This window comes from Chryseobacterium potabilaquae (genome assembly GCF_902728265.1).
Classification (GTDB): Bacteria; Bacteroidota; Bacteroidia; order Flavobacteriales; family Weeksellaceae; genus Chryseobacterium; species Chryseobacterium potabilaquae.
Window position 1 is genome coordinate 22,159 of the sequence record NZ_CACVBR010000001.1, and the last position, 18,634, is coordinate 40,792.

General features: G+C 32.4%; 20 protein-coding genes. 5 read left to right on the plus strand and 15 right to left on the minus strand.

Annotated elements, in window-relative coordinates:
* Nucleotides 1-10: 10 nt before the first annotated feature.
* The 3 genes from trpB to lipB are packed head-to-tail and all read left to right on the plus strand — an operon-like array spanning nt 11 to nt 2,701.
* Nucleotides 11-1,189 carry a tryptophan synthase subunit beta gene (gene trpB, locus CHRY9293_RS00110; RefSeq protein WP_162031045.1) on the plus strand — a complete coding sequence of 393 codons (1,179 nt, stop codon included), beginning with the start codon at nt 11-13 and terminating at the stop codon, nt 1,187-1,189.
* Nucleotides 1,190-1,205: 16 nt separating this feature from the next.
* Complete coding sequence (gene trpA / locus CHRY9293_RS00115; protein ID WP_162031046.1) at nt 1,206-1,940, plus strand: tryptophan synthase subunit alpha; 735 nt, start codon at nt 1,206-1,208, stop codon at nt 1,938-1,940.
* 32 nt (nt 1,941-1,972) lie between these two features.
* Nucleotides 1,973-2,701 carry a lipoyl(octanoyl) transferase LipB gene (gene lipB, locus CHRY9293_RS00120; RefSeq protein ID WP_162031047.1) on the plus strand — a complete coding sequence of 243 codons (729 nt, stop codon included), beginning with the start codon at nt 1,973-1,975 and terminating at the stop codon, nt 2,699-2,701.
* A 109-nt stretch (nt 2,702-2,810) separates the two neighbouring features.
* On the opposite strand, the gene def is transcribed toward lipB, so the two are convergent.
* The 9 genes from def to CHRY9293_RS00165 form a co-directional block, all read right to left on the minus strand.
* The gene (def, locus tag CHRY9293_RS00125; protein WP_162031048.1) at nt 2,811-3,440 is read right to left on the minus strand and encodes a peptide deformylase; all 630 of its coding nucleotides are present in this window, start codon (nt 3,438-3,440) and stop codon (nt 2,811-2,813) included.
* A gap of 129 nt (nt 3,441-3,569) precedes the next feature.
* Complete coding sequence (locus tag CHRY9293_RS00130) at nt 3,570-4,442, minus strand: ChaN family lipoprotein (protein ID WP_162031049.1); 873 nt, start codon at nt 4,440-4,442, stop codon at nt 3,570-3,572.
* Nucleotides 4,443-4,537: 95 nt separating this feature from the next.
* Nucleotides 4,538-5,566: a hemin-degrading factor gene (locus tag CHRY9293_RS00135; RefSeq protein ID WP_162031050.1), complete on the minus strand. Its 1,029-nt coding sequence runs from the start codon at nt 5,564-5,566 to the stop codon at nt 4,538-4,540.
* A gap of 13 nt (nt 5,567-5,579) precedes the next feature.
* Nucleotides 5,580-6,236 (minus strand): class I SAM-dependent methyltransferase, encoded by a 657-nt coding sequence (locus CHRY9293_RS00140; protein WP_162031051.1) that lies wholly within the window; start codon nt 6,234-6,236, stop codon nt 5,580-5,582.
* A 1-nt stretch (nt 6,237) separates the two neighbouring features.
* A complete protein-coding gene (locus CHRY9293_RS00145; protein ID WP_162031052.1) occupies nt 6,238-7,008 on the minus strand; it encodes a heme ABC transporter ATP-binding protein in 771 nt (256 codons plus the stop codon).
* Entirely contained in the window at nt 7,008-8,048 is a 1,041-nt protein-coding gene (locus CHRY9293_RS00150; RefSeq protein ID WP_162031053.1) for a FecCD family ABC transporter permease, read from the minus strand. The genes CHRY9293_RS00145 and CHRY9293_RS00150 overlap by 1 nt, the downstream gene beginning before the upstream one ends.
* A complete protein-coding gene (locus tag CHRY9293_RS00155) occupies nt 8,032-8,910 on the minus strand; it encodes a heme/hemin ABC transporter substrate-binding protein (protein ID WP_162031054.1) in 879 nt (292 codons plus the stop codon). Before CHRY9293_RS00155 ends, CHRY9293_RS00150 begins: the two co-directional genes overlap by 17 nt.
* A gap of 23 nt (nt 8,911-8,933) precedes the next feature.
* The gene (locus CHRY9293_RS00160) at nt 8,934-10,046 is read right to left on the minus strand and encodes an HmuY family protein (protein ID WP_162031055.1); all 1,113 of its coding nucleotides are present in this window, start codon (nt 10,044-10,046) and stop codon (nt 8,934-8,936) included.
* Nucleotides 10,047-10,057: 11 nt separating this feature from the next.
* Entirely contained in the window at nt 10,058-12,160 is a 2,103-nt protein-coding gene (locus CHRY9293_RS00165) for a TonB-dependent receptor plug domain-containing protein (RefSeq protein WP_162031056.1), read from the minus strand.
* A gap of 95 nt (nt 12,161-12,255) precedes the next feature.
* Here CHRY9293_RS00165 and CHRY9293_RS00170 point away from each other — a divergent pair, with 95 nt between their 5' ends.
* A complete protein-coding gene (locus CHRY9293_RS00170) occupies nt 12,256-13,020 on the plus strand; it encodes a T9SS type A sorting domain-containing protein (RefSeq protein ID WP_162031057.1) in 765 nt (254 codons plus the stop codon).
* Between the two features lie 339 nt (nt 13,021-13,359).
* On the opposite strand, the gene CHRY9293_RS00175 is transcribed toward CHRY9293_RS00170, so the two are convergent.
* The 6 genes from CHRY9293_RS00175 to CHRY9293_RS00200 all read right to left on the minus strand — a co-directional run bounded on the left by CHRY9293_RS00175 (nt 13,360) and on the right by CHRY9293_RS00200 (nt 17,999).
* Entirely contained in the window at nt 13,360-13,650 is a 291-nt protein-coding gene (locus CHRY9293_RS00175) for a putative quinol monooxygenase (protein WP_162031058.1), read from the minus strand.
* A gap of 51 nt (nt 13,651-13,701) precedes the next feature.
* On the minus strand, nt 13,702-14,625 hold the full coding sequence (locus CHRY9293_RS00180; RefSeq protein WP_162031059.1) for a sulfite exporter TauE/SafE family protein: 924 nt from the start codon (nt 14,623-14,625) through the stop codon (nt 13,702-13,704).
* A 1-nt stretch (nt 14,626) separates the two neighbouring features.
* Entirely contained in the window at nt 14,627-15,868 is a 1,242-nt protein-coding gene (locus tag CHRY9293_RS00185) for a sulfate adenylyltransferase subunit 1 (RefSeq protein ID WP_162031060.1), read from the minus strand.
* A gap of 11 nt (nt 15,869-15,879) precedes the next feature.
* Nucleotides 15,880-16,788 (minus strand): sulfate adenylyltransferase subunit CysD, encoded by a 909-nt coding sequence (gene cysD, locus CHRY9293_RS00190; protein ID WP_162031061.1) that lies wholly within the window; start codon nt 16,786-16,788, stop codon nt 15,880-15,882.
* Between the two features lie 23 nt (nt 16,789-16,811).
* A complete protein-coding gene (locus CHRY9293_RS00195) occupies nt 16,812-17,501 on the minus strand; it encodes a phosphoadenylyl-sulfate reductase (protein ID WP_162031062.1) in 690 nt (229 codons plus the stop codon).
* A gap of 90 nt (nt 17,502-17,591) precedes the next feature.
* Nucleotides 17,592-17,999 carry an RrF2 family transcriptional regulator gene (locus CHRY9293_RS00200; RefSeq protein ID WP_122547706.1) on the minus strand — a complete coding sequence of 136 codons (408 nt, stop codon included), beginning with the start codon at nt 17,997-17,999 and terminating at the stop codon, nt 17,592-17,594.
* Nucleotides 18,000-18,123: 124 nt separating this feature from the next.
* On the opposite strand from CHRY9293_RS00200, the gene CHRY9293_RS00205 reads away from it, so the two are divergent.
* Entirely contained in the window at nt 18,124-18,552 is a 429-nt protein-coding gene (locus CHRY9293_RS00205) for a DUF4268 domain-containing protein (RefSeq protein WP_162031063.1), read from the plus strand.
* Nucleotides 18,553-18,634: the final 82 nt, after the last annotated feature.

Consider the following 18,634-nt stretch of genomic DNA (forward strand, 5'->3'; position numbering starts at 1 on the left):
TAATAACAAAATGAATTATAAAAATCCAGATGAAAATGGATACTATGGAGAATTTGGGGGTGCTTTTATTCCTGAAATGTTGTATCCTAATATAGAAGAATTACAGAAAAACTATCTTAATATCATCGAATCGGAAGACTTTCAAAAAGAGTATCAAGATTTGTTGAAAAACTATGTAGGGCGCTCTACTCCTCTCTATTTAGCCAAAAATTTAAGTGAAAAATATAATACTACAATTTATTTAAAACGGGAAGATCTCAATCATACCGGAGCTCATAAAATTAATAATGCTTTAGGCCAGGTTTTATTAGCAAAACGTCTTGGAAAAACCAGAATTATCGCGGAAACCGGCGCCGGTCAACATGGTGTTGCTACTGCCACCGCTTGTGCGTTACTTGGTTTGGAATGTATTGTATATATGGGTGAAATCGATATTCAGCGACAAGCTCCGAATGTAGCAAGGATGAAAATGTTAGGTGCTAGTGTTGTGGCAGCTACTTCGGGTTCCAAAACATTAAAAGATGCTGTTAATGAAGCATTAAGAGATTGGATTAATAACCCGATTACCACACATTATGTAATTGGAAGTGTGGTTGGACCTCATCCGTTTCCTGATTTGGTAACGAGATTTCAAAGTGTCATTTCAAAAGAAATAAAAGAACAACTTAGCGAGCAGATAGGAAGAGAAAATCCAGATTATGTGATTGCCTGTGTAGGAGGAGGAAGCAATGCAGCGGGTACTTTTTATCATTTTGTCAATGAAAAGGATGTAAACATTATAGCAGCTGAGGCGGGAGGCCTTGGAATTGAATCGGGTCAATCAGCCGCTACTACTTTCTTGGGAACTCTAGGAGTGCTACATGGAAGTAAGAGTTTGGTAATGCAGACAAAAGACGGACAAGTCATAGAGCCTCATTCTATTTCAGCCGGATTGGATTATCCTGGAATAGGACCTTTTCATGCTCATTTATTTAAAGAAAAACGTGCTGAATTTTTCAGTATCAATGATGACGAAGCCTTACAATCTGCATTTGAGTTAACTCGCTTGGAAGGAATTATCCCTGCTTTAGAAAGTTCTCATGCATTGGCTGTGCTAGATAAAAAGAAATTTAATCCTGATCAGATTATTGTCATCTGCCTTAGTGGGCGAGGTGATAAGGATATGGAAACCTATTTAAAGAATTTGTAAATAGCTTATACAAGAAATGAAAAAACTCAACATATACTTCACAGCAGGGATACCCCAATTAGAAGATACTGCAGAAATTATACAACTGATACAGAATTCAGGAGCTGATATGATAGAAATCGGGATGCCTTATTCTGATCCGGTAGCAGATGGTCCGGTTATTCAAAAAGCACATGAATTGGCCCTGAAAAACGGCATGACCATTGAGCATCTTTTTTTACAGCTAAAACAAATTAAAAATGAAATTAAAATTCCTTTGATCTTAATGGGTTATATCAATCCTGTTTTAAGTTTTGGATTTGAAAATTTTTGTAAAGAATGCTCTGAAAGTAGTATTTCAGGATTAATTATTCCAGATTTACCATCCATTGAATTTGAAAAGAATTATCAGCATATTTTAAAAAAATATAATTTGAATTTCACATTTTTGGTAACTCCGGAAACTTCAGAAGAGCGAATTTTATATCTAGATTCTTTAAGTTCAGGATTTTTATATGCTGTAAGTTCTTCATCTACCACTGGAAATGATACTACTATTTTAAGAAATGAAGAGTATCTTTCAAGATTAGCCTCTCTCCCACTGAAAAATCCGGTAATGATCGGTTTCGGAATTAAATCAAAAGAAGATTTTGAAAATGTTACTGAAAAAGCGGATGGTGGAATCATTGGAACTGCTTTTGTCAATATTCTATTGCAAAATAGAGATTGGAAGAAAAATGTAATAGATTTTGTCCATTCCATAAAAGAGTAAAAATCACTAAATTTGTATATCTAAAAAAAGGTATGAACACACATCAAAATAAAGTAGTAGAGTTTGAAGATTTAGGGATCAAAGAATATCAGCCTTCTTGGGATTATCAGGAAAAACTGATGAAAGATATTATTGATACTAAAATTAAGAATCGTGATTTACCCACAGAGCAACATATCTCGACTCTGAATCACTTTCTCTTAGTAGAACATCCTCATGTGTATACCTTAGGCAAAAGTGGTCATGAAGAAAATATGTTGGCTGGAATTGATAAATTAAAAGAAATCGATGCTACTTTTGTAAAAGTGAATCGGGGCGGAGATATTACGTATCATGGATATGGGCAAATTGTTGGCTACCCTATTTTAGATCTTGAAAATTTTTTCACAGATATTCATTTGTATATGCGAAATCTTGAGGAAGTGATTATTCGAACAATTGCAGAGTTTGGATTGAAAGGAGAACGTTCACCAGGTGAAACTGGTGTTTGGTTGGATGTGGGAAAACCTTATGCTCGAAAAATTTGCGCAATGGGAGTAAAGGCCTCTCGCTGGGTTACCTTACATGGTTTTGCATTGAATGTGAACACAGATATGCGATATTTTGAATATATAATCCCTTGTGGAATTAAAGACAAACAAGTAACTTCTTTAAAAAGAGAACTCGAAAGAGAATTAACCGCAGAAGAATTTGAAGAAGTAAAAGCTAAGATCAGAAAACATTTTGTGGATGTTTTTGAGGCGGAGTTCGCTTATAAATAATCAAAATGTAAGCATATCTTTATTAACAACATTCATAATCTCCATAGTTTTATGAGATTATAGAGATTGGATTGTAGATAAAAAGACTTAATATTCTTAAGGAATTGTTTTATCTTGTCGTCGAATCCGATTTTTTATAAGCTTCTACTTGCTTATAAGAGTCATTCTTTTCTTTTTCTTTTTTGTCAGAAATCAAAATTCCGAAAAGATGATCAATTTCGTGCTGGAATATTACGGCTGTAAAACCTTCTACCATTTCTGAATGTTTCTCTCCCTTCAGATCAGTATATTCCAATTGAATAACTTTACTTCTATAAAATTGATCTCTAAAATCAGGAATTGATAAGTCTCCTTCAGGACCTAAATTTTGTAATTCGGATCTCCAGATAATGACCGGATTGATAAAATATTCTAGCGGATTTCCTTCTTTATCAAAACGTTGAACCCAAATTACCTTTCTGTTAATTCCCACTTGCGGAGCAGCAATCCCAACTCCCCCCTTTGTGGAAAGAAGAGCTTCTTTCATTCTTTTCACTAAAGTTGCTGTATTTGGATCAAAGGGATTAATTTCTGTTGACAGGTTTAATAACGTTTGATGTTGATGATCATCAGTAGTTTGATAGATTGGTAATGCAGAATTGATATCTCCCTCATTAATAATAGCCGTTTCCTGGGAATTTAATTCTTGAGCATTCATAAAGCCCATAAAAAGGATACATAAAAAGTATATATTTCTCATATTCATGAAATGTCGTGCAAATATACGTAAAGAGAACATTATTTTAACTCTTATTTTGTTCATTTAAAAAAAACGGACATTAGTCCGTTTATATCAGCCCATTTCCTTTATATCGTTATGTATTGAAAATTAAAAGGTTTTTGTCATATCACTTGGAATAATCAGATTATAATCTGTAGGAATATAATCTTTATCAGGCGTTTTTAAATCAGGATCATTTGATTCGAAAACAGAAATTACGGCCATTTTTAATTTTTGATTTTTCTGTTTGATATACCAATAAATACCTCCAAATTCTTTACTATGATAGTTTCCATTATAATGAATGAAAGTCTTTCCTGCTTGTATATTGCGTAGAATAGATTCCGCCATTGTTGCATCTTTCGTTGCTTGAGCAGCAATAAAATTCATTACTTTTGTTCCTTCTGCATGATCTCCCATCATCGCTTTCATTTCAAGATAGCCAGGTGTATCCAAAGTTACCTTAATAGGTAATTGTGCAATATAAGTCTTTTCTTTATCTGTTAGAGTATCTAAAGATCCTAGCCCTTGTTTAGACGTTTGGGATGCATACCTTCTGGGAATATTAGTCGCAATAAAACTTAATTTCTTATCTTTAGCAAAATCCACTAATGGTTTATAATCGGTGATATAATTATTCCATAAACGTGTAGAATCTTTAAAGGTTTTCGCATCAATTGCCCCATTCAAATATTGATTTAATTGAACTTGATTATCTCTTTCAAACATTTCTGCCCCTAAAATAATGTGACCCTTTTTTTGTTTATACAAAGTCTCTGTAACTTTTAACTGTAACCAATGATTGATAGAATTATTATGATTTTCTCCAAAGAAAACGACATCATAATCAGCTAACTCTTTAACCAATTGATCCGTATCTACTTTTTTTCCTTTTTTATCATAAAATTGATAAGCTTTGAAACTTTGTGCACTTAACGAATAAAAACCAATCAACAATATCGCAATAAAAAAATTTTTCATTTTACTTTTTAATTAAACTTTGGCGATTCAATTTATTATTAAAAAAGCTGCCTTGAAATATCACAAAACAGCCCTTTTACAATCATCTAACTATATTATTTTTCCAAATCTGCAACAAGATCTTTCCATTCTTGTAGCTCAGGAATTCCAGGCTTTCTTTTTCCGAAGAACTGAACGATAAAATCTCCTTCCTTATTAAATATCTCAATCGCAGTTACTTCTCCATCTTCAGTTGGTTTTTTAACAATCCAAGCTTCTTCAATTTTAGTTACATCTAAATGTAGATTGAAATCCGGATCCATAATATTAAACCATTGTTGATGCCAAAGTGTTTTCTTTACGTTTCCTGTATGAATTTGGATAATCCCTCTATTTCCCACAAAAACCATAATAGGAATTTGTTTTTCAGAAGCATCTTCAATAACATTTACAACTTTAGCATTATCAATTTTTTTAGCAAATCCTTCCGGAGCTAATCTTAAAGCCTGAGTTCTACTCACTCCAAATTTTCTTGTCATCATAAAGAAATCGTGAGTATCTTTTAATTCCGTCCAAGCTTTTTTGAATCCTTCTACATCAATTTCAGCATCATCTTTTTCTGGTGCTTTTGGTGCAATTGATTCAAATTCAAAAACTTGATCCTGATTTTCTGCTTTATATTTTTCAACAATAGTTTCAAAAGCGGATTCGTTACTCTCTTTCGTTAAATAAATTTTATGAAGCGCTAATCCATCTTTTCCAAAGAACTGAAAACTTTTCTTATCACCTTCTACTACGGCAAAAGCAAATTTCCAAGAGTTAAGAAAAATTCTTAAGTCAATATCTTCACCCACAAAAAGTTGCGCATGTGGACTACTGAAATCTCCATTTAGGTATGTTCCTTTTCTTTCATGTACACATTCGTCATTACGAGTAAGTGCCATTACTTTTCCCAATGATTCAACCTCTGTTAAAATATTTTGAAATTCAGGTTTTAAAATTATAACCCCTTCCCCTACGCTAGTTAGTAATAATTCCGCTTCACTGACCCCAAGTTGTGTTGCTGCATTTCTTATTCTCATGTGTGGGTTCTCCACTTTTAGAGCTTCCCATTTTTCCTTTAAATTGTTAACTAATGTACTCATTACTCTAATTATTTTATTTTTTTATGGTTAAAATTGAATACCTTCTTTTTATCATTTCTTCTCCTGTTTTGCTTTTTATTTCTTCTTCTTTTTCGGAAACTTTCATTCTTTTAAAATGACTTTTGGAAACCATTTCTTCCATTTCATCCGTATTATATAATATAAAATTATATTTTGTGAATGGAAGTGTTTCCATGAAGTTTCTTTGTCCAAAGGTTAAAACAAAAGTTCCATTATCTTTTAAAACTCTATATATCTCATTTAAAAAAGCCACGGGTTCTTTCCAAAAATACACTGTATTTACCGTAAATATTTTGTTGAATTTTTGATTCTCAAATGGAAATTTTTCCCCTTCATATAAAACAAAATCAGCTTTATTTTCAAATTCTTGGTTTAATCTTTTGGCTTCATTGTGCATGGTGGTGGAAATATCAATTCCTGTATATTTTATACCTTGGCCTTTATTCAAAATATTTTCCACATGTCCTGCGTTGCCATGTCCTATCTCTAGAATATGTTCTTCATCTTCTATCAATAAGGCTTGAATGCTTTCTAATGTCATTCCGATATTAGTCGCATTCATAATCTCACCTATTTCTTTACCTTTTTCTCCTTGCGGATTGGCTAAATTTTGAGCTAATAATTTTAATTCTTCTGTTGTTGTTTCCATATTATCCGAATATGATCATTGGGTTATTGTGTATCGGGTGTTGGCATATCGTACACGGAAAGTTATATGCCTTGCTAATATTTTCAGCGGTAAAAACCTCATCAGGTTTCCCATATGCGGAAACTTTTCCTGATTTCATTAATAAAACTTTATCTGCAAATTGGGCTGCCAGATTTAAGTCGTGTAAAACAACAATTGCACTATTCGCCTTTTTTGTAAAGTTTTTAATAATTTCTAAAGCTTTATATTGGTGTTTAATATCTAAATTGTTAAGAGGTTCGTCTAAAAAGACAAGTTTATGAGCAATTTCATTTTGTAATTGTGCCATTACTCTCGAAAGATGCACACGCTGCTTTTCTCCGCCTGATAAGGTATTGTATTCTCGATCTTTCAAGTGAAAAACATCTGTTTCATCCATCATACTATTCATTGCATCATGGTCTTCCTGTTTTGGTTGAGTATCAAAATAGGGATAACGTCCCATCATGACCACATCTTTTACTTCAAGAGGAATATCATTACTATTATGTTGTGAAAATTTTGCTTTATGCTTGGACAGCTCTTTTACTTCCCAGTCTTTTATATTTTTATTTTTAAATATAATGTGCTGTTTTGATTTGATTTCATTCGCCAACACACTTAAAAGACTAGATTTCCCGGCTCCATTTGGTCCTACAATAGCTAAAAACTCCCCATACTCCAAGGCCACATCGATTCCATTAAGAATATGAAACTCTTTATGCTTATAATTGATTTGATGTGCCTTTATCATTAGAGTGATTTTTTAAATTTAATTAATATGGCAATAAATATCGGACCTCCCATCAATGCTGTTAAAATACCTATTGGTAATTCGGAAGGTTCTACTATACTTCTACTAAAGGTATCGGCAGTTAATAATAAAATACTTCCACAAACAGCCGATAAAGGTAGTATAAAAGTATAATTTGATTTAAATAAAAGTCTTAAAATATAAGGTACTATAAGACCTACAAAACCAATTGTTCCAGAAAACGCGACACAACTTCCTACCATCAATGCCGTAATAATAATAATTTTTTTCTTTAACCTTTCCACATTAATCCCTAAATGCTGTGCATCTTTTTCACCCAACATCATCGCATTCAGTGCTTTTCCTTGAGGAAGTAAGATGATATACGAAATTACTAAAACTATTCCTAAAATACTATTTTTAGTCCACGTTGCGGCTGCTAAACTCCCTAAATTCCAAAACGTTAAATCTCTTAGCTGATCATCTTTTGAAATATAAATTAAAAAACCCGTGATTGAAAATCCTATAGCGGTAATTGCCACACCTGTCAATAGCATCATGACTACGTTGGTTTTCCCTCCATTTGTAGAAATCCTATATACCAACATCATAGACAAAAAGGAACCAATAAATGCGGAAATACCTACCAATGAAAACTGCACTGCTTCAGGGAGATATTCTTTAAAGTATCCTCCTAAAACAATTGCAATGGCTGCCAATAAGGTGGCTCCGGATGTCAATCCGATTAAATCTCCTGTTGCCAAAGGATTTTTAAATAATCCTTGTAAGCTTGTTCCGGAAACCGCCAACATACTTCCAATCAAAATAGCCATCACAATTCTAGCTGCACGCACATCCCAAATTACATAGGTATCACTTAAGGATAAGTTAGGATCCTTATTGATTGTTTTTTGAAAAACTACAAATGCGGATTGACCACCAAAATCATAAACCCCCGTATTAAGTGACCATACTGCTAATATAATGAGCAGTATGGTACTTATTATCAAATAAAAGTATAGCTTACTTTGTGTTTTCAATTAAAAGTTTATTTAATTCCACAGTAGCCTCTCCTAATCTTGGTCCGAAACTTGAAACTAAGCCTCCATCCATGGTAATAATCTTTTTATTTTTGCCTGCATTTGTTTGAGCAACACCAGGCATCTTAAATGCTCCTTCATTTCCTCCCGCACCTTGTAATCCACTTGTAAAAAAGAATAATATATCAGGATTAGCTTTTACTACAGCTTCAGGAGTTAATGGTTTAAAATCTTCAAAATCTTTAACTGCATTTTCACCTCCGGCCAGACCTATCAATACATCCATTGGAGTATTTTTACCCGCAACCATCAACATATTTCCTCTAGCATATATAAATAATACTTTTGGCTTCTTAGAAAGAGGCTGAACTTGTTTTAAATCAGCATCAATTTTATCGTTTAACTTTTGATAATCTGTATTCCCAATCGCTTTTGCTACATCAGCGACTAATTTTTTAGTCCCCTCAACAGAATATTCTTGTTTAAAAATATCCGCTTGGATTCCCGAGGATTTAATTTTTCCCATTAATTCTGGGTTGATATCCTTTTCTGAAGCTAAAATCAAAGTAGGACTTACTGCCATAATAGGCTCAATGGTCATTGATCTTACGTGTCCCAAATCTTTCGCTGTTGTTTTTAACGTTTCAGGGTAAGTACTGGTTACATCTGTTCCTACAATGTCCTTTTCATGTCCTAATGCACTCACAATCTCTGTGATGCCTCCATTAAGTGTAACTATTTTATTACTACTTTTCTGTGTTTCAGAAGTTGATTCTGTTGTATTTTCTTGTTTAGCATCCTGTTCTTTTTTACAAGAATATACTGCTATAAGTACACAAGCTGTAAGAATGAATTTTTTCATGATATCTATTATAGATTATTGTTTTACAAAGGTTCAAATTCAAAACTAGCATGACCTCTATTTCCCTGAGCATCTTTCATTTTATTAAATCTCAGCTTAAAATAAAACCCTTCAGCATCTTTCAATATAAAAAATCGATCGGGATACACAAATGCTCCTGGTGTAGTTGCTGTTCCCGTAGTCGTTCTCCACTTATCACCTATAGCTCGTTGATCATCAAAAACAAATTTACTTTCATCCACATTATTGAGCTTAAAAGACGCATATGCCTGATCCAAATTGGCTCCAGCATCTACCTGGTAAGCTCCCACTCCACTTGTTGTATTTGTTATAATAAAATCAGCAAAGAAATAACTTCCAGCACTATTTCCAGGTCCCATAAACACTTCACTGGTAAAAGCAGTAAATGCAAGATCCCAATTTTTCTTTTTTGGTTGAATCATCACAGGAAGTCCTGTTTTAAGATTAAAAAAATTAAAATTATATTCTGAATCTTTTAGAATAGTATATTCTTGATAAGTTGTAGCATTTAAGTCGGCATATCTAATTTTATATCCATTTGTAGCCCGTAAAATTTGAATTTTCTTCCACCCCCTTGCTTCTACCCCTAAAGAAGTACTCCCAGGTGCTACATTCATATTGGGATCGGACATTTCTCTTCCTAAATTCACCAAATAAATAGGATTTTCTGAATCATTTTCTTTTATAGCCTCAATACCTGAAGTTTGAGATAAAAAGTTCCCTTTAGGACTATCAATATATTGTAAATTTGCAATATTAAATGTTCCCACTTGCACCATACTTTGAAGACTAGCAACATCTGCTTCTTTTACCTCATTAATATTCGTTGCATTTGGAATTTTAGCGACTGCCATTGCAATAGAACTATTAATAATTACTCTGTAATCTTCTCCAGCATAAAAGCCTAAATCCCAATCTGTTCTTTTATTAATTGTAGGTTTTTCAAAATCACTAAGATCAATCCAAACCTGATTAGGTTCTGTAGGTCCTCCTACTTTAGCTTCCACCTCAGAGCCAGTCATGGGTGGTACTGATACTGGATCTTCATCTGCTGAAAAACACGATTGTATTGTAGCAGTCATGAAAATAAATGATAATATTTTTACATACTTCATAATGATTGTATTTAGAATTGGTACATTAATCTTGCAAAATAGCTTCTACCATAATATAAGTTTAGGCGATCTGATCCCGCTGTATGGGCAGTCCCTACATTAGCTGTAGTGTTTATTGAAGTCACATCAAAAATATTTTTAACTCCCACAGAAACTTCAAAACGATTAGCCCAAAATGGTTGACTCACAATGAAGTCCATCATATGGAAACCATCTGCTTTTCCTAGTCGGAAATTTCCTGTTTCAATTACATACATTCTCGCCGGTCCTGTATATTTATAGTAGAGATTGAAAGCTGTATTGCTATTTTTTAGCTTGTATGCTACATTGGCCCCAGCCTGAAAATTATATTGAAAATCTGTTGGAGTAGCAATATCCAAATCCTGTTTTCCTACTGAAATTCCATTTAATGCAGTCCTAATTCCTAATATAAATTGATTCTTCACTATATTGGCATTAGCCGAAAACAAAAGACTTTTGTATTGATCTATATTCATATATTGGTATGTTGACGGTCTTTTAACCATCACCATTTCGATCCTATTATCTAAATCCAAGTATAATGCTTCGAGATTATAATTTAATTTCCATCCGTTACCTAGCATAAATCCTTGATCCCAAAAAGCGCCTATAGAATATCCTTTTTCAGGATCCAAGTTCGGATTTCCTTGTATATCATGGTTGACATTCACAAAATAAGTAAAGAGTTCATCATAAGTAGGATATCGATTAGCTGTTCCGAAAATACCTCTTAGATTAGAATTTTCAGAGGTTTTCCATCTTGCAGAAACTGAATAATTAAATTGGTTTTCAAACTTATCACTTAGTGATAATCTAGCCCCTGGTCTTACCGATATTTTATCCGAGATATTCCATTCTGCTGAAATGAAATTACCATAGGTGAAAATCTTTCTTTTGATATTTTCACTATTAAAATCACCAGCAATCAAAGCAGCATATCCATTAGTATGATCTAATTCATACCCCAATTGGAAATCAAATTTTTTATTATTTAAAAAATTACTAAACATACCTCTTGAATAGATCAAGTCTGTTTTATAATATGACCTTTGGTCATAATTGGAATTCACGCTTCTGTTAGGAATATCATAGGCATAATCAAAATATTTTCTATCCTGATTTTGATATGAAAAATCTCCAATATACCGTACTTGTCCTAAGTTAGTCTGAATATTTAACTGGTGAATCCAACGTTCTGTATTATACTGTCTATCTGTACTTCTATAAGTAACTCCACCTTGTCCATCATTAAGAGGCACTCTGTCTACTAAAGGATTATAAAAATTAAATTTTTCATTTAAATAAGAAACTTTGTAGAAAGCAGAAGTTTTATTTTTTGAATATCCTACCAATCCTGTAGCTTCATACTGATCTTTTGGATTCCATTCATAACCTCTTTTATTATTTTGTCCAAAATACTTATATCCTTGCTGCCCTCCTTCATAACCCATAAACTGGTTATGATTAAAGCTAATATTAGTAAACCAATGGTCATCAAAATTGTACCCAACATTCAAATTTTGAATATGCCTTCCTTTTCCTTTCTTTTTCAAATCATATCCATTTCTTACTGTTTCTTCCTGAATAGAAGCTCTTATGTCGAGTTTTTTACTACTGCTTTTTTTAGTAATAATATTAATAACTCCTGCTAGAGCACCATTTCCATATTGAACTCCCATGCTTCCCTTCACCACTTCAATTCTTTCAATATTACTCAAACTTATTTTAGTAAGATCAATATTACTTCCTAATCCCGTATCCCCTACTACAGGAATATTATCAATTAAGATCTTCACGTAACTTCCACCTAATCCCATGATATTTGCGGTAGAGTTTCCGGAGTTTGTGTTGGGAGTAATTTGTATATTCAGACTTTGATTTAAAACATCGGCAACATTGGTAGCTGCCATATTTTTAATCTGCTCAGCATCAATAACTTCAACTTTGTATATCGACTTATTAATAGATTGCTGGGTATATTGTCCTGTGATGACAACCTCTTCAATTCTTTTCTGACTGAGAGTATCATTTTCCTGTGCATACATCCACAGAGTGGTGGATAATGAAAGAATAGAAAGCACTTTCTTCTTCATAGGTACAAAAAATTTTGACAAATATATACTTTTATTTAGAATAATTAAAAATTAATTATTATTTTTGTTAAATAATTCTAAATAAAAATAACGCTATGAAACTAAAACTACTATCTGCAGCTTTGTTGTTTTCGATCACTGCTCAATCTCAGGTAGCTACAATTAATGAGAATTTTTCTACTTTTTCTGGTCAAACTTTTCCTCAACAAGGATGGACCTCAAGTAAGCCCTATCCGTATGCACTTTTTTCTGTTAATAATTTCCCCCAAGTATATAGTGGAACGGATGTTATTAATCCTACTTATATCATCACTCCTGAGCTTATAGCCATTGATGGTACACAGACATTAAAGTTTGATGCCCAAATTTCTACAGGATCATTTCAGGGTGCAGCAGGAACCATAGAAGTGGGTACTATCGCTAGCCCGAGTGACACATCATCTTTTGTTTCTATTAGCTCCCCAGTAGCTTTACAATCAACATCTTCGGCATTTTCTTATACAATTCCAGCAACCACGGCTAAATTTATTGCATTCAAGATTAAGCCTTCAACAGTACATTCAGCATTTCAAATTGATAATGTAGTATTTTCCGCAGCTTCTAATCTAGGAGTTGGCGATCAAACAAAATCTAAAGAGAATATCCAATTTACTGTAAATCCTGAAAACACAACCCTACAGTTTACCACGAAAAAAGAGCTAAAAAATATCCAAATCTACTCTAGCAATGCTCAAAAAGTAAAAGAGGGAAAAGTAATGGATAAAGCCTTTGATATCAGCAATCTTCAAACTGGTATTTATTACTTTACTATAGAATCAGCAGAAGGCTCCATAATGAAATCAACATTTATTAAAAAATAATATAATAGATTATCTTACATTTCTTAAACAGATTTATGAATTCATAGATCTGTTTTTTATTTTATACAAAAAATTGATTATCAAAGTCTAAAAATCAAATAAATGATAATAAGATAAATATCATTGTTTTATTTAGAATAATTAAAAATTAATTTATAATTTTGTGAAAAGATTTTGGTGAGAATGAGAAAACCAAAAAATACAATAAAATAATTCAAAATTTTAATACTTTCTATTTTTTCTAATAAAAAGGCTGTCAAAAAATATTTTGACAGCCTTTTACATTTTCATTGAACTCGAAATATAAACAATAAAGTTTTATTCTAATTGTCCATGGAATCAATAAATTTTAAATCCTTTATAGACCTGAGTTGAGCTTTCTAACATTTTGGAAGCTTCTCTACGAAAGTATAATAAATGATCCTGCCCTATATGATGATTATGATGCTCTACGCTTTCCCATAATTCGATCAGAAAAAAAACACCTTTATTCTCATTATCCTCAATAAGATCATATTGTAAGCACCCTTCTTCTTTTCGTGTTTCTTTTACAAGATTCCTAAAGAGCTCTACTGCATCCATCAAATAATTTTCATTAAATTTAAAAAGGGCCACTATATGTAAATTCATATTTTATAATTATACTGTAAAAGTAAAATATTTTCAAAATTGAAAACGCCTTTATTTACTGTATTTTTCCACAGTGCACAGAAAAATTAGTTGAAAAACTGATTTATAAATAGTTATAGAACTCATGATAATGACAAGAGTTCCAATAATAAGGAACATACCTTTCACAGGAAGCCTTGCTGTTAACATAGCGGAAAAAGGTGCTGTGACAATCCCTCCAATTAAAAGTCCTAAAATAATATTCCAATGTTGAATACCTAATGTCAATATAAAAGTTATTGCCGCTGTAACTGTTAAAATAAATTTAGCTACAGTAGAACTGCCTATGGCAAATCTGGGAGTAAATGAATTTTTAATCAATGTTCCTGTTACTAGCGGGCCCCATCCTCCTCCTGCAAAAGAATCTATGAAACCTCCCAGAATTCCCAAACGGGTAAGGTTTGTTTTGCGTTTAAGGGCTTTACTTTGTTTTTTCTTCCATGCATTAGTTAAGATTTTGAATCCCAAATATAAAGTATAAAAAGCCATGATAACTTTGGTGATTTTAGCATAATATTCTCCCACATAGGAAAGGCAAACAGCTCCAATAATAGCTCCAATAACTGCAGGAATGACTAGTTTCTTAACCAAACCTTTACTTACATTTTTTAGTTTGATATGACTAATACTTCCCGCTGCCGTTGTAAAACTTTCCGCAGAATGAATACTGGCACTTACAATATGGGGAGGAATATTTAAAAATAAAAGTGTTGTGGTACAGATTACCCCATATCCCATTCCCATTGACCCGGCAACAATTTCAGCTAAAACCCCCACAAGAAGCATCCAATAAAAAATATAATTATCTTTTGCCAACACCGTTAGAAGCTCATCCCAATACCCTAATTCATACATGGAAAAGATGAGAAAACTGCACCCTAAAATAGTAGCAAAAAAAACATGCAGTCTTATCTGAATTTTTCTTGAAATTACCATATCATAAAATCATTACGGCTCCTACTGTAGAATTACTTGTTTCATCAATCAAGATAGCATTTCCTGTATCTTTATTATCCTCAAAACTATCAAAAACCAATGGAGAAGCTGCTTTTAAACGGATTTTAGCTACTTCATTCAGATTGATTCCATTAGTAACTGGTATTTTTTCCAAAGAATTAACATCAATTTTATAGTCAATTTCTTTTATGATGACTTTCGACACTTTACTTTTGTGTTGAATACAATATTTATTTCCTTCTTTTAGCTCTTTTCTATCAAGCCAACAAACAATGACATCAAACTCATTTTCAACTTTTGGCAATTGTTCTTCTTTGACTAAAAAATCTCCTCTACTAATATCAATATCATCTTCCGTATGCAATACTACTGGCTGATTTGCAAAAACATAGTCAATTTCTTTTCCTCCTGTTTCAATTTTTGATATTTTGGTTGGAATATTTTGTGGGAGTATGATCACCCTATCTCCTTTTTTATAACTTCCAGAAATAACTTCTCCTGCATATCCCCTATAATCATGTAACTCATCTGTTTGTGGGCGTATTACATATTGTACTTGAAACCTTGAATTTTTATGATCTTCTTTCTGATCAATTTCAACACTTTCCAAAAAATCAAGTAAGGTAGGGCCTTTATACCATGATGTTTTCTCAGATTTTTCTACGATATTGTCTCCATAGAAAGCTGAAATCGGAAAATAGTACACATCTGTTAATCCAAGTTTGTGAGCAACAAGTTCATATTCAGACTTTATTCTATTAAAAACATCTTCAGAATAATCCATTAAATCTACCTTATTAATAGCTACTACAACTTTTTTCATTTTTAGTAATGCTGCAATAATGGAATGTCTTCTTGTCTGTTCAGTAACACCTTGTCTTGCATCAATTAGAATAACAATTAGTTCTGAGTTAGAAGCACCGGTTATCATATTTCTCGTATATTGAATATGTCCTGGAGCATCTGCTATAATAAATTTTCTTTTCGGCGTTGAGAAATATCGATACGCAACATCTATAGTGATTCCTTGCTCTCTTTCTGCCCTCAAACCATCTGTTAAAATCGCTAAATCTATTCCGTTTATATTTTTGTTCTTGGATTGTTTTTCTAATGCATCAAGCTGATCTATCAATATGTTTTTGCTATCGTATAAAAGTCTTCCAATAAGAGTACTTTTACCATCATCAACACTACCTGCGGTTATAAATCTTATTATATTCATCTTTTATTGTATTAAAAATATCCTCCTTTTTTGCGGTCTTCCATAGCTGCTTCTGTCACTTTATCATCAATCCGGGTTTCTCCACGTTCTGAAATTCTAGATAACGTAATTTCATTGACAACCTCATCCAATGTTGCGGCAGAGCTTTCAATAGCAGCAGTACATGTCATATCTCCAACAGTTCTATAACGTACTTTTTTATGAATAATGTGATCATTTTCATCTAGACGAATAAAATCAGAAACGGCAATTAGCTGCCCATCAAATTCGATTACCTGTCTATCATGAGCAAAATAAATAGAAGGCAATTGAATATTTTCTTTTTTTATATAATTCCAGACATCTAATTCTGTCCAATTTGAGATAGGAAATACCCGTACATTTTCACCTTTATTAATTTTTCCATTATAAATATTCCATAACTCCGGACGTTGCAGCTTGGGATCCCATTGCCCAAACTCATCACGAACAGAGAAAAATCTTTCTTTTGCCCTTGCTTTTTCTTCATCTCTCCTTGCTCCACCAATACATGCATCAAACTGATATTCCTCAATAGTATCTAATAATGTATGAGTTTGCAACCAATTTCTTGAAGCAAATTTCCCTTTTGGTTCAGACAGCTTTTTTGATTTAATGGTATCTTCAACCTTTCGTATAATAAGCTCAGCTCCTATATCTTCTGCTAAATGATCTCTAAAACGTAATGCTTCAGGAAAATTATGTCCCGTATCAATATGGACTAATGGAAAAGGAATTTTCATGGGTGCAAAAGCTTTTTTTGCTAGATGTACCAACGTAATAGAATCCTTTCCGCCACTGAAAAGTAAAGCAGGTTTTTCAAATTGAGCCGCAACTTCACGCATAATATAAATGCTTTCTGCTTCCAGTTGTTCCAGGTAATTTAATTTATATGTACTCATTATTATTTAATAAGAATTTATCATTATCTATGTAAGCCACATTCTTTATGGGAACTTTCCCACCACCAACGACCATTACGTGGGTTCTCTCCTTCTTCCACTGCTCTTGTACAGGGCTGACACCCCACACTAATGAATCCCTTTTTATGTAAGGGTAATTCCTGTACTTTATTTTCTTCTAAATAATGCAATACCTCTTGATAATTCCACTGAATTAATGGATTGTATTTGTAAAGCATTCTCTCTTCATCCCATTCTATAATAGACATATTTTCACGATTCTCAGATTGTTCTGCACGAAGCCCCGTAATCCAAATATTAGCATTTTTCAATGCTTGATTCAACGGTTTAACTTTGCGAATAAAACAGCATTCTTTCCTGGCTTCCACAGAATAATAGAAAGCATTCACCCCTTTCTCATTAACGTATCTTTCTACATCAGCGGTATTAGGAAAATGAACTTCTATCTTTGTTTTATATTTTGAATTGTTGTTGGCAAGCAGCTCATAATGTTCATAAAATAACCTTCCCGTATCTAACGTAAAAATTTTTACCGGCAAATCATTTTTGGAAATTATATCTAAAATAACCTGATCTTCCTGACCAAGTGATGTGGAAAAGACAAGTCCTTCTGAAAATTTTGAGGAAATAAACTTCAATCCCTCCTCTGCTGAAAGCTGCTTGATGATATTCACATCTTCTATTGAAATCATAATGTATTCATTTGAAGTAATGCAAATATCTAATAAAATAATTACCCTACCAAATAAGTAGACTAATTATTCAAAAAAAAAGGATTTATATCAATCGACTAAATCCAATAAAGTTTTTTTCTCCAAAATATGTAATGAGGCATCTCTCACTTCAATTAATACATCATGCAAACTACAATGATCTTCATTACAATCTTCACATTTTTCATAAAAATTTAGGCTTACACAAGGCAAAAGCGCTATGGGTCCATTTACCAAGCGAATAATCTTGGCTAGTTTTACATTTTCAGGATTTTCTTTAAAAAAATATCCTCCTCCTTTTCCTTTTTTACTATCCAAAATTTCTGCCTTTTTCAGTTCGAGCAAAATATTCTCTAAAAACTTTAAAGGAATTTTTTTATGTTCCGCAATTTCGGAAATAAGTATAGGGCCTTCATTCCGTTTTTCAACAAGGTATGAAAGTGCCTTAAAAGCATATTGAGATTTCTTTGACAGCATTACAGCAAAAATAAGAAAATTGTTTTATTATGTAGCAAAATTAGAAGTGAGTTGAAATAGAATTCTTAGTTTTCTATGAGCATCCATAGGGTAATTTTATTTCAAAATTATTAAGTTTGTTTTTATGTTTAGTAAACAAGAAGCGCAACAGATAAAAAAAGAGTTTTGGACCGCATTTGGAAAATCTTTTCCTAGAAAATGGATTTTATATGATACTAAAATCAAGGATATGGCTTTCAAATTTAATGCTGACACTAAAAAAGCAGAGGTGTCTCTAGATATTGAAATGAAAGATGAAATTTTCCGGAATGCTTATTATGAAAAAATTTGGTCTTTAGAAGACATTTTAAAAGATTTCGTGGGTGATTTTCATAAAGATGAATATTTTATGTTAGAAAATGGTAAAATAATTAGCAAAATATGGATTGAAAAGCATGGAGTTTCTATTTTCAACAAAAATACATGGCAAGAAACATTCGAATTTTTTCTCGAAAAAATGGATGGTTTTGAAAGGTTTTATTATGAGTATGAAGACTTTATAAAAGATGTTTAATCTCTGAAAAAAATTCTATTCAGACATTTCAAATGATTTAGATATGAACCTCATTTAATTATGATTTTCAATGCTCTTAACC

What these genes read in the sequence shown, in the direction of transcription:
- trpB (WP_162031045.1), top strand. Translation starts at nt 11, where the DNA reads ATGAATTATAAAAATCCAGATGAAAATGGATACTATGGAGAATTTGGG.
- trpA (WP_162031046.1), top strand. Translation starts at nt 1,206, where the DNA reads ATGAAAAAACTCAACATATACTTCACAGCAGGGATACCCCAATTAGAA.
- lipB (WP_162031047.1), top strand. Translation starts at nt 1,973, where the DNA reads ATGAACACACATCAAAATAAAGTAGTAGAGTTTGAAGATTTAGGGATC.
- def (WP_162031048.1), bottom strand. Translation starts at nt 3,440, where the DNA reads ATGAGAAATATATACTTTTTATGTATCCTTTTTATGGGCTTTATGAAT.
- CHRY9293_RS00130 (WP_162031049.1), bottom strand. Translation starts at nt 4,442, where the DNA reads ATGAAAAATTTTTTTATTGCGATATTGTTGATTGGTTTTTATTCGTTA.
- CHRY9293_RS00135 (WP_162031050.1), bottom strand. Translation starts at nt 5,566, where the DNA reads ATGAGTACATTAGTTAACAATTTAAAGGAAAAATGGGAAGCTCTAAAA.
- CHRY9293_RS00140 (WP_162031051.1), bottom strand. Translation starts at nt 6,236, where the DNA reads ATGGAAACAACAACAGAAGAATTAAAATTATTAGCTCAAAATTTAGCC.
- CHRY9293_RS00145 (WP_162031052.1), bottom strand. Translation starts at nt 7,008, where the DNA reads ATGATAAAGGCACATCAAATCAATTATAAGCATAAAGAGTTTCATATT.
- CHRY9293_RS00155 (WP_162031054.1), bottom strand. Translation starts at nt 8,910, where the DNA reads ATGAAAAAATTCATTCTTACAGCTTGTGTACTTATAGCAGTATATTCT.
- CHRY9293_RS00160 (WP_162031055.1), bottom strand. Translation starts at nt 10,046, where the DNA reads ATGAAGTATGTAAAAATATTATCATTTATTTTCATGACTGCTACAATA.
- CHRY9293_RS00165 (WP_162031056.1), bottom strand. Translation starts at nt 12,160, where the DNA reads ATGAAGAAGAAAGTGCTTTCTATTCTTTCATTATCCACCACTCTGTGG.
- CHRY9293_RS00170 (WP_162031057.1), top strand. Translation starts at nt 12,256, where the DNA reads ATGAAACTAAAACTACTATCTGCAGCTTTGTTGTTTTCGATCACTGCT.
- CHRY9293_RS00175 (WP_162031058.1), bottom strand. Translation starts at nt 13,650, where the DNA reads ATGAATTTACATATAGTGGCCCTTTTTAAATTTAATGAAAATTATTTG.
- CHRY9293_RS00180 (WP_162031059.1), bottom strand. Translation starts at nt 14,625, where the DNA reads ATGGTAATTTCAAGAAAAATTCAGATAAGACTGCATGTTTTTTTTGCT.
- CHRY9293_RS00185 (WP_162031060.1), bottom strand. Translation starts at nt 15,868, where the DNA reads ATGAATATAATAAGATTTATAACCGCAGGTAGTGTTGATGATGGTAAA.
- cysD (WP_162031061.1), bottom strand. Translation starts at nt 16,788, where the DNA reads ATGAGTACATATAAATTAAATTACCTGGAACAACTGGAAGCAGAAAGC.
- CHRY9293_RS00195 (WP_162031062.1), bottom strand. Translation starts at nt 17,501, where the DNA reads ATGATTTCAATAGAAGATGTGAATATCATCAAGCAGCTTTCAGCAGAG.
- CHRY9293_RS00200 (WP_122547706.1), bottom strand. Translation starts at nt 17,999, where the DNA reads ATGCTGTCAAAGAAATCTCAATATGCTTTTAAGGCACTTTCATACCTT.
- CHRY9293_RS00205 (WP_162031063.1), top strand. Translation starts at nt 18,124, where the DNA reads ATGTTTAGTAAACAAGAAGCGCAACAGATAAAAAAAGAGTTTTGGACC.